The sequence below is a fragment of the Fibrobacter sp. UBA3718 genome (assembly GCF_002371935.1).
Classification (GTDB): Bacteria; Fibrobacterota; Fibrobacteria; order Fibrobacterales; family Fibrobacteraceae; genus Fibrobacter.
The window spans coordinates 1-11,969 of the sequence record NZ_DFHR01000004.1 but is presented as its reverse complement, the minus strand read 5'-3'; the positions used below and the strand labels follow the sequence as shown (position 1 = coordinate 11,969).

General features: G+C 42.4%; 10 protein-coding genes and 2 pseudogenes. 7 read left to right on the top strand and 5 right to left on the bottom strand.

What is annotated here, in order from left to right; translation table 11 throughout:
• Nucleotides 1–40: 40 nt before the first annotated feature.
• The 3 genes and pseudogenes from B4A77_RS00790 to B4A77_RS00780 all read right to left on the bottom strand — a co-directional run.
• A pseudogene (locus B4A77_RS00790) lies at nt 41–1,261 on the bottom strand (acyl-CoA dehydrogenase family protein); the annotation flags it as partial.
• Nucleotides 1,262–1,532: 271 nt separating this feature from the next.
• On the bottom strand, nt 1,533–1,745 hold the full coding sequence (locus B4A77_RS00785) for a hypothetical protein (protein WP_290737388.1): 213 nt from the start codon (nt 1,743–1,745) through the stop codon (nt 1,533–1,535).
• A 1-nt stretch (nt 1,746) separates the two neighbouring features.
• Nucleotides 1,747–2,271, bottom strand: coding sequence for a hypothetical protein (locus B4A77_RS00780; RefSeq protein WP_290737386.1), 525 nt, complete (start codon nt 2,269–2,271; stop codon nt 1,747–1,749).
• A 483-nt stretch (nt 2,272–2,754) separates the two neighbouring features.
• Between B4A77_RS00780 and B4A77_RS00775 the strand changes: the two genes are divergently transcribed.
• The gene (locus B4A77_RS00775) at nt 2,755–3,738 is read left to right on the top strand and encodes an FISUMP domain-containing protein (protein WP_290737384.1); all 984 of its coding nucleotides are present in this window, start codon (nt 2,755–2,757) and stop codon (nt 3,736–3,738) included.
• Between the two features lie 24 nt (nt 3,739–3,762).
• Nucleotides 3,763–4,737 (top strand): hypothetical protein, encoded by a 975-nt coding sequence (locus tag B4A77_RS00770; protein WP_290737382.1) that lies wholly within the window; start codon nt 3,763–3,765, stop codon nt 4,735–4,737.
• Between the two features lie 104 nt (nt 4,738–4,841).
• On the opposite strand, the gene B4A77_RS00765 is transcribed toward B4A77_RS00770, so the two are convergent.
• On the bottom strand, nt 4,842–6,551 hold the full coding sequence (locus tag B4A77_RS00765) for an acyl-CoA dehydrogenase family protein (protein ID WP_290737380.1): 1,710 nt from the start codon (nt 6,549–6,551) through the stop codon (nt 4,842–4,844).
• Nucleotides 6,552–6,556: 5 nt separating this feature from the next.
• Nucleotides 6,557–6,757: pseudogene (locus B4A77_RS12825) on the bottom strand (FAD-binding protein); the annotation flags it as partial.
• 187 nt (nt 6,758–6,944) lie between these two features.
• Here B4A77_RS12825 and B4A77_RS00755 point away from each other — a divergent pair.
• The 5 genes from B4A77_RS00755 to B4A77_RS00735 are packed head-to-tail and all read left to right on the top strand — an operon-like array spanning nt 6,945 to nt 11,918.
• The gene (locus tag B4A77_RS00755; RefSeq protein WP_290737376.1) at nt 6,945–7,838 is read left to right on the top strand and encodes a DNA adenine methylase; all 894 of its coding nucleotides are present in this window, start codon (nt 6,945–6,947) and stop codon (nt 7,836–7,838) included.
• Nucleotides 7,839–7,846: 8 nt separating this feature from the next.
• Nucleotides 7,847–8,710 (top strand): type II restriction endonuclease, encoded by an 864-nt coding sequence (locus B4A77_RS00750; protein WP_106198510.1) that lies wholly within the window; start codon nt 7,847–7,849, stop codon nt 8,708–8,710.
• 6 nt (nt 8,711–8,716) lie between these two features.
• Nucleotides 8,717–10,435, top strand: coding sequence for a DUF262 domain-containing protein (locus tag B4A77_RS00745; protein ID WP_106198509.1), 1,719 nt, complete (start codon nt 8,717–8,719; stop codon nt 10,433–10,435).
• An 8-nt stretch (nt 10,436–10,443) separates the two neighbouring features.
• On the top strand, nt 10,444–11,034 hold the full coding sequence (locus tag B4A77_RS00740; protein ID WP_106198508.1) for a hypothetical protein: 591 nt from the start codon (nt 10,444–10,446) through the stop codon (nt 11,032–11,034).
• A gap of 2 nt (nt 11,035–11,036) precedes the next feature.
• Complete coding sequence (locus B4A77_RS00735) at nt 11,037–11,918, top strand: DNA-methyltransferase (protein ID WP_290737370.1); 882 nt, start codon at nt 11,037–11,039, stop codon at nt 11,916–11,918.
• Nucleotides 11,919–11,969: the final 51 nt, after the last annotated feature.

Sequence of the window (11,969 nt, the reverse complement as noted above, 5' to 3'; positions counted from 1 at the left end):
TCTATCGGCTCTGCGAGCCTCCAGAATGACATCCTAAGGCTTACGCCTTCCTGTAGCTCTCCATCGCTTCCACATCCACGCTCTTCACGAAGTTGTAGTGCTTGGCGACTTCGGCTTCGGCGAGGTTCAAGTACACCTTCATGCTCTTTTCGAACAGTTCCGGTGCCTTGGTGGCGTCGCGGAGCATGAGCTGGCTCATCACGCAGTTGGCGGCGAGTTCGTACAAGTGACGGCTGCAGAGGTCGGTGAACTCGTTGTTGTTCGCTGCCTTCACGACTTCGATGGCTTCGTTGAACTTCGCGTCCATGGCCTTCGCGCGGGCCTTGAGGCTCTCGTATTCGGCGGCCACTTCGCCCGCTTCCAGTTCCTCGAGCATCTGGCTGTAGGTGCCGGTGTTGATGTGCGGGAGGGCGGCCACGGTCTGCAGCTGCGTCGTACCTTCGTAAATCGAAGTGATACGAGCGTCGCGGTAGAGGCGCTGGCAGGCGTATTCGAGCATGTAGCCGGAACCGCCGTGAACCTGGATGCTGTCGTAGGCGTTCAGGTTGGCGTATTCGGAGTTCATGCCCTTCGCAAGCGGCGTGCAAGCAGAGGCGAGCTTCTGGTACAGCTTGAGTTCAGCCTTCTCCTCGTCGGTGAGCTTGCGGGTGCGCTCGATGTCCTCGAGGCCCTTGTAGATATCTACATAGCGGGCTGTCTGGTACAGGAGTGCGCGGCCTGCGTCGAGGCGAGCCTTGATGTTGGAAATCATTTCGTAGACGGCCGGGAAGTTCACGATGGCCTGGCCGAACTGCTTGCGGTCCTTGGCATAGGCGAGAGCTTCGTTGTAGGCCATCTGGCTGATGCCCACGGACTGAGCGGCAATGCCGAGGCGTGCACCGTTCATGAGGGCCATCACGTACTTGATGAGGCCGAACTTGCGGCGGCCACAGAGTTCAGCCTTCGCGTTCTTGTAGACAAGTTCGCAAGTCGGGCTTCCGTGAATACCGAGCTTGTTCTCGATGCGGCGCACGTTCACGCCACCGTCGCGCTTGTCGTAGATGAACATCGAAAGGCCGCGGCCGTCGTGGGTGCCTTCTTCGGAGCGGGCGAGCACCAGGTGGATGTCGCTATCACCGTTGGTGATGAAGCGCTTCACGCCGTTCTGATACGACCGTTCGGCTTACGCCTCACTCTCGCCTACACGGCTCATTAAGATGAGCCGCTTTAGGCTCACAGACCAGCACTTGTCAGCTTCGCTGTAGGTGGCCTTGAACATCATGCGCTTCTTTATTATAAAGGGGGAAGTGTCCCCCTCGCTCCAGCCCCGGCCCCGCCCTTTTAGTCGTTCCCTTCGGGAACCCAACCAAAACCCGCCCCGGCCAGGTCTTCCGCGCACCCTCTCTGCGGGGCTCAGACGCCTAACCACCTAAAGGTGACCATGTACACTAAGGCCTAAAGGCCAAGTGTCCAAAGGCCGCAACGCCTGGCTCTCCCACACAAATGCAAAAGACCTCTTTGCTGAGGTCTTTTGGAAAATATAATGCCGATGACTAAATCTCGAATTGTTTCATTTCCTGATCCGTAAGCGGACGGCCCAAACTGCTTGAATAGGCAATCGCTTCATGTAACCGGAAATGTCGCTCGGTCGAAGATTGTTCTGTCAAACGACCGTCGGGAAAATCTTCTCCGAAACGATCGAATTTTTCTCGTAGCATATCGCTTTTGCGCGATGCAACAACTGGTTCAAGTTCTGCAACAATCATGTTATGCCTCCTCGGGAAAATAGGTTTTGATTAGTTTTAATGCGCCGTAACTATCAATGAACATTTTTTGAGAATCAATGTTTTTGGCACCCAGAGTTTCACGATAATGTTCTACAAGATTCGTTTTGGCGGTAAATTGGACATAGCCCTCGTTGCCAACATCCCAACTTAATTTGCAGGCTATAGCAAAGAGATGTGCTCCTACACCCTTATATTTTCCTAAATGCCCGATATTTTCAGGGGCCGCTTCTACAATTTCGACATGGGTGTAAAATTGGTCGCGGATGTGTTTTAATGCAATCATTCCCTGCACTTGTGGGTCATCCTTTAATAGTAACTCGTAAACCTCGTAGTCGTGTTGATGGGGAATGCTCCAGTCGAATTTCCATCCTTTTCGCTGTAGGGCAACGGCATCTTTTTTAGAAATAGTTTTCAAGACCAGCCGGAATTCGGTATCGAGTTGTTCCCCAGTTTCTCGGCATACAAGGCAATTCGTAAGGGAGTCTATTTGTATTTCTATTTCCATTGGGTTGTATTGTCCTTATCAGTGTAAATATACCTTTTTCGTCTTCCAAAAGCAAGAAAAGCCAGCTCCATTTCCAACTTGGAATAATCCCACTTTTCTTACAAAAGCGCGTTTTCTGCTCGATTTGGGCAGAAAAAACGGCTAAATTGTAAACTTTTTGAGCGAAATGCTCGCTTTTAAGTTATTTTTAAAGCGAAAAAGAGTTAGCTCTTGTTCTCAAAGTGAAATAGGGAAAATTTCAATAACCGAGGACAAGGCGAACGCTCACGCAGGTATGCCGTTTTTCGGTATGCCTCGGTTTGCTGTATAAGCAACAGCCCTTTCGGGGCGTGGGTCGTTTGCGTTTATCGGTTATAGGCTTTCCCTAGCCTCACTTTGGTAAATGCAACGACTCGCGCCTTTTTTGTGCCCTTACAAAATTTGGCGAAGTTCTTTTGCAGAACGGGTGCGAACTCCGAAAAGTTTATAACAACGGAGGCCCCAATGGCTTGGTGCAAAATTGACAATCTTGCCGCACTCACTCTGGCTCTAATCTATGCCGCATGTGGCGGGGATTCTGGTAGCAATGCTTCTAATGATGATATGAATTCTGGAAACGCTTCTCAAGATGGAATTATGAATTCGAATGCGTCAGATTCATGGAGCGAACCAATTGTAAGTTCATCTTCGATAGAAAAGGTGACTTATAAAAAGTATACTTATACCTTTGATACTTATGAAGATTTTTTGGCTGGCTATTATTTCAGTGGTGGCATGAAAATGTCCGCAAATTGCTATTTGTTAGTGCCTAATATAGCTTTTTCTAATGAGTCAAGTTGTTTGTGTAACGGTTTGAGTATGACGGCGTATGTAAATTCGACAAATCAAGAATTTTATTGTGAACAAAGATATTCTTGGCGTCAAATTCAAGATGGAGATGGTGTTACTATAAGGGAAGACGGGCTTGCTTATAAAACCTTCATAGATAATCGTGATGGAAACACTTATGCAATGGGCCTTGTTGATAATAAGTTGTGGATGTTTGACAATTTGGAATTTGATTCAGGTGTAGACCATTCTTGTAGAATTTCGTACGGGTGTCCACGTAAAACATCTGATAGTGCTTGCATTTCTACTTTGGATCATAATGAAAGTATTGGTGAGAGTGGGTATTATGGGCCTTGTTATTCTGAAAAGGATGTCTATGGCGATGGAAAGTATTCGAATAATACGGGAGGCATTTGTCCTCAAGGATGGCGTCTTCCTGATACGACAGAAGTAAGACGAGCAGTCTCACAAAAATACTTATTAACGCAAGGTGCTCTTGCATTTTGGACTTCGACATATGATTCAGAGGGCTCTTTTTATGTAAGCAATGGAATGTTTGCGAATCGAGAATTCGAATGCCATCCGACTAATTATTCGGCTAATTGCACTTATAGGCATGATGCAGTTGTTCGCTGTATAAAGAATGACCTTGTTTGGTAGTAAATGTTTGTAGGAAGATGCTTTATGAAAGAAATTAATCATGACAATGTTGAAATAAATCAAAACGAAAGATTGCCTCGTTATCTTTATCACTATACAAGGATTAATTGTCTTAAAGATATTTTTAATGATAAACATGGAAAAAATGTTTGCATTCGGTTTACTGATATGCATTTTCTAAATGATATTGATGAAGGCATATATTTCTACAAATTTTTAGAAGAGCATAAAGATGAAATTATAGGCCAGTTCAAAAAAGGTGACGAACAAGAGTATTGCAGGAAATCAATAGATGAATTTTTAAATGGGGACTGCTATAAGTATCTGCTTCAAGAAAAATATGGCAGGCAGTATTCGTTTTCTTTATCTGAATTAAGAGATTCAATGTATTTTTGGCAAGCTGATTATGCAAAGGAAAATGGCATTGCGCTTCGTCTTGATACAAAAACTTATTCATCATGTGAGGGAACTCCGTTCATAAATCAGGTATGCTATTTTAATGTCGATTCTGTAGGACAGTTTCTTCCTGATTTTAGAAATATTGTGAAGGAAGAATCCGAATTTGTTAATTGTCAGAATGATCTTGATGACGATGGATCTCCTTATCGCCAAATGAGTGGATCTCGAATTTTGACTACAAAAACACCCTTTTGGGTGATAAAGGCTAAAACATGGGAGCCTGAAAAAGAATGGCGTATGGTACGGTCAATAAATGCCTTAACTAAATCAATCTCAAAAAGAACTTCTGTGTGTCGAAACCTTACTGAAACGGAAAATATAAATCAAGAGAAAATAAATGTTGTAAAAGAAACTTTTAAAGTTGATGATAGGGGTGTTCCACGATATTATCTTGAAATGCCGAATCCATTTAGTGAAATTATTTTAGGACCAACATTTTCAAAAAAGTATGTTGCATCTATTAGTGACTGGTTGGATGAACATAAGTATCAAGGTATTACAGTTTCTAGAAGTGAAGGACTTGTTGGTTCTAGACATTAATTTTAGTAAATGAACTTACACAAAACAAAAAGACCCCGATGCATTTGCATCGAGGTTCTTTTGTAAAGGGAGGTCCCCGCTTGCGCGGGGAAGACAACCTTCAATTACTTCCTGTAGCTCTCCATTGCTTCCACGTTCACGCTCTTCACGAAGTTGTAGTGCTTGGCGACTTCGGCTTCGGCGAGGTTCAGGTACACCTTCATGCTCTTTTCGAACAGTTCAGGGGCCTTGGTGGCGTCGCGGAGCATGAGCTGGCTCATCACGCAGTTGGCGGCGAGTTCGTACAAGTGACGGCTGCAGAGGTCGGTGAACTCGTTGTTGTTCGCGGCCTTCACAACTTCGATTGCCTCGTTGAACTTCGCGTCCATGGCCTTCGCGCGGGCCTTGAGGCTCTCGTATTCGGCGGCCACTTCGCCCGCTTCCAGTTCCTCGAGCATCTGGCTGAAGGTGCCGGTGTTGATGTGCGGGAGGGCGGCAACGGTCTGGAGCTGTGTCGTACCTTCGTAAATGGAGGTGATACGAGCATCGCGGTAGAGACGCTGGCAAGCGTATTCGAGCATGTAGCCCGAACCGCCGTGAACCTGAATGCTGTCGTAGGCGTTCAGGTTCGCGTATTCGGAGTTCATGCCCTTCGCAAGCGGGGTGCAGGCACTGGCGAGTTTCTGGTAGAGCTTGAGTTCTGCCTTCTCCTCGTCGGTGAGCTTGCGGGTGCGCTCGATGTCCTCGAGACCCTTGTAGATATCTACATAGCGGGCTGTCTGGTACAGGAGTGCACGGCCTGCGTCGAGGCGAGCCTTGATGTTGGAAATCATCTCGTACACGGCCGGGAAGTTCACGATGGCCTGACCGAACTGCTTGCGGTCCTTGGCATAGGCGAGAGCTTCGTTGTAGGCCATCTGGCTGATGCCCACGGACTGTGCGGCAATGCCGAGACGTGCACCGTTCATGAGTGCCATCACGTACTTGATGAGGCCGAACTTGCGGCGGCCACAGAGTTCCGCCTTCGCGTTCTTATAGACAAGTTCGCAAGTCGGGCTTCCGTGGATGCCGAGCTTGTTCTCGATGCGGCGCACGTTCACGCCACCGTCGCGCTTGTCGTAGATGAACATCGAAAGGCCGCGGCCGTCGTGGGTGCCTTCTTCGGAGCGGGCGAGCACCAGGTGGATGTCGGAGTCACCGTTCGTGATGAAGCGCTTCACGCCGTTCAGGTACCAGCACTTGTCTTCTTCGCTGTAGGTGGCCTTGAGCATCACGCGCTGCAGGTCGGAACCGGCATCGGGTTCGGTCAAGTCCATCGACATCGTTTCGCCGGCGCACACGCGCGGGATAAAGCGGGAACGCTGGTCCTCGTCGCCGAATTCATAGAGCGTTTCAATGCAGTCCTGGAGGGACCAGATGTTCTCGAAACCGGCGTCTGCAGAGGCAATCATTTCGTTGATGGCCGTGTAGGCGGTAATCGGGAAGTTGAGACCGCCGAAGCGGCGCGGCATGGTCACGCCATTGAGGCCGGCCTTGCGGGTGGCTTCCAGGTTCTCGTAGGTCTTGCTTGCGTAACGCACGCGGCCGTCTTCGCAGTGGGGGCCTTCGGCGTCCACGTCTTCGGAGTTCGGGAAGACGGTGTTCGCGGTGATGTCGCCCGCGACTTCAAGCACGCGGTTGTAGCTGTCTATCGCGTCGGCGTAGTCTTCCGGCGCGTAGTCAAAGCTGTCCTTGTCGGCGTAGCCGTTTTCCTTGAGCTCCACGATGCGCTGCATCAAAGGAGAGCTTTCAAGGTTGAACTTAATCTCTGGATGGTCTGTGTAAAAATTCGCCATAACGCCTACTTGTTGTTTGCCTTGTAATACTTGATCATCTTCGGGATGACTTCTTCGACGGTGCCGTTGATCACGTAGTCAGCGATAGCGTTGATCGGGGCGTCGGGGTCGGAGTTCACGGAGATGATGATTCCTGAATCCTGCATGCCGGCGAGGTGCTGAATCTGGCCGGAAATACCGCAGGCGATATACACCTTCGGGCGAACTGCTTTATTTATAGGAGGGGGAAGTCTCCCCCTGGTTCGCACTCCGTTGCTCTCCACCCTCTCTAGCGGGTGCTCAGTCGCCGCACCCGCAACGCCCGGGCTTGCCCCGCCCACCCGCCCTAATGTTTTTTTGAAGGTTTTTCCCATTTTGTCATTTTGTGCCATTTTATTTATGTATTTTTAGATTATGATTACTGCAAAACCTTTCATCAAGTGGGTTGGCGGCAAAACGCAACTCTTGGACGAAATTCGCAGGTATTATCCTGCTCAAATTGAAAAGTATTGCGAGCCTTTTGTAGGTGGTGGTGCAGTTCTTTTTGATGTCCTATCTCGTCTGAATCCGAAAGAGGTTCTCATCAATGACATCAATGGCGAACTTATAAACACATACTTTCAGATAAAGACGAATTGTGGTAATTTGACGGATATTCTTGCAGACTTGCAAGAAAGGTATTGGAAGTCTTCTCTTGAAGAAAATAAAAGCCTTTATTTGGAAAAAAGAGAACGATTCAATTCGTTAAAGGTGAATGGAAATAAGAAAGAAAATCTGGAGAAAGCCGCCCTTTTCATTTTCTTGAATAAAACCTGTTTCAATGGACTTTTTCGCGTAAACTCAAAAGGCCTGTTTAATGTGCCTTTCAACAATGCAAAGAAACCTCTTCTTTGTGATATTGAGAATTTGGAAGCCTGCTCAGAATTGTTACAAAATGTAAAAATGACTGTTGGCAACTATGCCCAATGCAAGGATTTCATTGATTCAAAAACGTTTGTTTATATAGACCCGCCATATCGTCCACTTACTGAAACGGCAGCTTTCACTTCATACAATGAAAATGGCTTTGGGGATAAAGAACAAGTCGAATTAGCCAAATTTATTGAAGAAATTTCTGATAGAAAGGCTGTTGTTGTCACCAGTAATTCTGATCCCAAAAATGTTTGTGAAGAAGACAATTTCTTTGATAAATTGTATAAAAAGTTCTCAATTAAACGTGTTTCTGCATCAAGAATGATTAATTCAAATGCAAAAAAACGCGGTGCAATAAATGAACTTTTAATAAGCAACGTTGCCGCAGTATTTTAGGTGTTTCTATGGCTAAAAGAAATTTTATTGATTGGTTTAGAACCTTTAGGCCCAGTATAGCGACATTCTCTTATTATGCCGATTTTCCTAAAATATTCAGCAATGTTGATGCTATAAAAATAGAGCTGAATATTTTGAATTCGCTTATAGGTTCTAAGAACATCAAACAAGAATTTGAGTCTATTCTTGCGAAGTATCCAAGTGTTGTAAAGTGTATTCCCGTTCTATTGGCTGTTAGAAGTACTGAAATATCAATAAGCGATGAGAACGGAATGTTCGTATATGCTTTTAATGGGATGATGCATGATATTCCTGTTTATTCGAGGTTTATGGATAAGTCAGGATTGTTTGACCTTATGCAGAATCATCTAATAAGCAATCTTGTTGATTATGTGACTGGTGTAGAAACTGGGCTTGATTCAAATGGACGTAAAAATCGTGGTGGACATTTGATGGAAGACTTGGTTGAATTGTATATTAAAAAAGCGGGCTTTGTAAAAGACAAAAACTATTTCAAGGAAATGTATATTTCGGATATTGCAAAAAAGTGGAATGTCGATCTTTCTGCAATTTCCAACCAAGGGAAAATGGAAAAACGCTTTGATTATGTGGTCAAAACGGAAAAGAAAATTTATGCCATTGAAACAAATTTCTATGGCAGTGGTGGGTCAAAACTGAATGAAACTGCAAGAAGCTACAAAACCATAGCAAATGAAGCCAAAACTATTCCTGATTTTGAATTCGTGTGGTTTACGGATGGCTTCGGTTGGGCTTCTGCTAGGAATAATTTGGAAGAAACGTTTGATGTGTTAGAGCACGTTTACTGTATTAGTGACATGGAAAATGAAATTATGAAGGAAATTTTTAGGTAGGATGGTATGGAATTTACAGCGAGAAGTCAGACGATAAGAGAAATTTTCTCTACAAAAAAAGAAATAGTTGTTCCTAGGTTTCAGAGAGAATTTGTTTGGGAAAAAGATGATGCGCTTTCTACTTTTTGGGAAGATATTATTTCATACATAGAAGTGAAAGACGGAAAGTTAAGTCCGTCTGAATATTTTTTGGGAAATGTAGTTTTAATTGACGATGTTCAGAATCAATCAGAAAAAGAAAGATATGTTGTTGATGGACAACAGCGGTTAACCGCAATAACTATCTTGTTGTCTGCTTTATATGACACCTTCAAAAATGCAAAAGAAGAAGGACTTGCGAATAAAATCTATGAGTATATTGTTACCAGTGATGATGATGGGAAAAAAATAACGCTTTTACGAACTGAAAGCCCGAAGCCTTTTTTCCAAATGAGAATTCAAAGTCAAGAAAAAAATACTTCATATACACCCAAATCAACGGAAGAGAAAAGATTGCTTGGTGCTTATGATTATTTTTTTCAGAATTTGTCTCAGAAAGTACTCTTAAAAGAATTTAAGGACAAATTTGAACAAAAATTTGATTATCTAGATGCTCTTAAAGCGGTTCGAGATCAGTTGTTAAGTTGCGTTGTTGTTTATGTTGCTGTGAAATCTATAAACGATGCTTATATGATATTTGAAGTTTTAAATGCAAAGGGACAGCCGTTAAACGCCGTTGAATTAATAAAGAATATTCTTTTTAAAGAGTTGACAGAAGATGCTCCTATAGATAAAGCTTCGGAGAAATGGAAAAAAATTAAGGAGAATGTTGGAACAGATGAAGATGTAGAAACTTTTTATCGTCATTTCTGGTTGGCAAATTATCATTTTACAAATAAGAAAAAATTGTACCAAGACTTTATAGAAAGAATTGCAGAGCAAGATTACAATCAATTTTTAGATAATTTGGTTAAAGCGTCTGATATATATAAAAAAATAATTACGCCTAAATTAGAAGATTGGAAAAGAGCTGAAACTGTGCCGATTTATTATGCTCTTTCTGCTTTTGCTATATTCCATGTAACGCAGGTAAGAACTTTAATACTTTCGCTCATAGGTCTTTATCAGAAAAAGATGATAACCATAAAAACTCTTACGGATACGCTTCTTTTCCTGGAGAATTTCCATTTTGTCTTTTCTGCAATTTGCTCTTCTAGACCGTCTGGATTGGAAATTAAATATTCGAAATATTCGTTGCAATTACAAGGTGCGACAAAAAACGATATCCCTCGTATTCTAAAGAATTTCATTAAAGAGATGAAAGAAAAAATCCCTCCATACGAGACTTTTAGAGATAATATTTGCAAATTAAGGTTTACGGATGACGAAACGAAAGATAAGCCTTTAATCCAATATATCTTTGCAAAGTTAGAACGTTTTAAAATAAAAACAAAGGAACTTGATATTCTTATATCATCTCTTGAACATATTCATTCACAAAGCTCTCCGTGTGAAAAAGAAGGATGGTTGGGAAATTTACTGCCTTTAGATGTTCAATTAAATTCTGATATAGGTAATAAACCGTTGCCAGTAAAAATAAAGGCTTATGCAAAATCAAATTTTATAACTGTTAAAGAATTTTGCAAAGAAGCCCAAAATAAGTCTGATTGGATGGATGAAGATATTGATTCGCGAACAGCTGATATTGCTAGCGAATTATTTTATAAAGTTTGTAAATTTAAATAGTTTTTATAATGGGATTTGTTATGAGTGATAATTTAGACGAAGTATATAACGAAAAATATTTTCATGACGACTCTTTATATCAATTAAAGCCTGCTAAGAAAGCTTTTAAAACATTTGTGCTTTCAAATGGCATAGTTGTTGGAATGTTTCAAGGAAATCGAGGCTCTCATCCTGATTTAGATTTTGTTGTTAAAATTTTAAGGAAAGGAAAAAATGAAAGGCCTGAGCCTCCAATTCATACCTATTGGGTTGTCGATTTAATGATTAAATCGCATCATTATCCTCAAGAAGTAAAAGCTATTCTCGACTATTATATTAGGTTTTATGATAATTGTTCCCCATTTGCAACTGTTCAAGAAAGAGACTCCTATATCCCCCGAACTCCGTTGCATATTATGAATACCTATGGCAATCTAAATGTTTTTCGCACTTTGCCTATGGATTATATAGCTTTGGTAATAGAGCTGTTTTCTTTATGTGAAAAACAGAATGAAAACGCTTATATGTTTAGAGATATTTTGCATCTGCTGAAAGACTATATTGATGGAAATGCTGATTACATGAAAGTGATAAAAGCTTCTATGCCTTTGAGTCGTTAACAATGTTAAGTGCGTTTTTTAAATCAAAATATCATGATTTTAATTTAGTCAAGGGCGATTGTATTGAAATTCTTTCAGTGTTGGATTTTCAATTTGATATGATTTTTGCAGATCCTCCCTATTTTCTTTCTAATGGAGGATTCTCTGTTCAAAGTGGAAAACAAGTTTCTGTAAATAAAGGTGATTGGGACAGGTCTCAGGGTTTTGAAAAAGATAATGATTTTAACCGCAGATGGCTTTCGGTATGCCGAGAAAAATTAAAAGATAACGGGACTATTTGGATTTCTGGAACATATCATAATATTTTTTCCGTTGCTCAAATGCTGAATGAATTGAACTTTAGGATTCTTAATTGCATCACTTGGGCTAAGACAAACCCTCCGCCAAATCTAAGCTGTAAATTTTTCACGCATTCTACAGAATTTATTCTATGGGCTCGAAAAAATAAAAAAGTTCCTCATTATTACAATTATGAATTGATGAAACGAATTAATGGCGGAACTCAAATGCGGGATGTCTGGCAGATGCCTGCTATTGGCCGTTGGGAAAAAACATGTGGTAAACATCCAACGCAGAAACCTCTTCCGCTTCTTGCTAGAATTATTCAAGCTTCTACAAAAGAAAATGCATGGATTCTTGATCCTTTTTGTGGAAGCTCTACAACAGGGATTGCTGCAAATTTGTTAAATCGCCGCTATCTTGGAATTGACCAAGATTTAGAATTTCTAAAACTGTCTAAGAAACGTCGTCAGGAAATAGAAAATATTGCAATTCGAATGGACTATCATAATCGCATTTGCAAAACCTCAGATGGTGATTTACAACAGATTTTAGAATTACACGAAAATATCCCTTATTACGGTGTTGATTTACCAATAAAATAAGGTTTGACAAGAAAACCCCGACTCAGTTGAGCTGAACCCAAAAAGTTGGAC

Excerpts from the sequence above, each read along its gene's own strand:
- B4A77_RS00785 (WP_290737388.1), bottom strand. The coding sequence starts at position 1,745 with ATGATTGTTGCAGAACTTGAACCAGTTGTTGCATCGCGCAAAAGCGAT.
- B4A77_RS00780 (WP_290737386.1), bottom strand. The coding sequence starts at position 2,271 with ATGGAAATAGAAATACAAATAGACTCCCTTACGAATTGCCTTGTATGC.
- B4A77_RS00775 (WP_290737384.1), top strand. The coding sequence starts at position 2,755 with ATGGCTTGGTGCAAAATTGACAATCTTGCCGCACTCACTCTGGCTCTA.
- B4A77_RS00770 (WP_290737382.1), top strand. The coding sequence starts at position 3,763 with ATGAAAGAAATTAATCATGACAATGTTGAAATAAATCAAAACGAAAGA.
- B4A77_RS00765 (WP_290737380.1), bottom strand. The coding sequence starts at position 6,551 with ATGGCGAATTTTTACACAGACCATCCAGAGATTAAGTTCAACCTTGAA.
- B4A77_RS00755 (WP_290737376.1), top strand. The coding sequence starts at position 6,945 with ATGATTACTGCAAAACCTTTCATCAAGTGGGTTGGCGGCAAAACGCAA.
- B4A77_RS00750 (WP_106198510.1), top strand. The coding sequence starts at position 7,847 with ATGGCTAAAAGAAATTTTATTGATTGGTTTAGAACCTTTAGGCCCAGT.
- B4A77_RS00745 (WP_106198509.1), top strand. The coding sequence starts at position 8,717 with ATGGAATTTACAGCGAGAAGTCAGACGATAAGAGAAATTTTCTCTACA.
- B4A77_RS00740 (WP_106198508.1), top strand. The coding sequence starts at position 10,444 with ATGGGATTTGTTATGAGTGATAATTTAGACGAAGTATATAACGAAAAA.
- B4A77_RS00735 (WP_290737370.1), top strand. The coding sequence starts at position 11,037 with ATGTTAAGTGCGTTTTTTAAATCAAAATATCATGATTTTAATTTAGTC.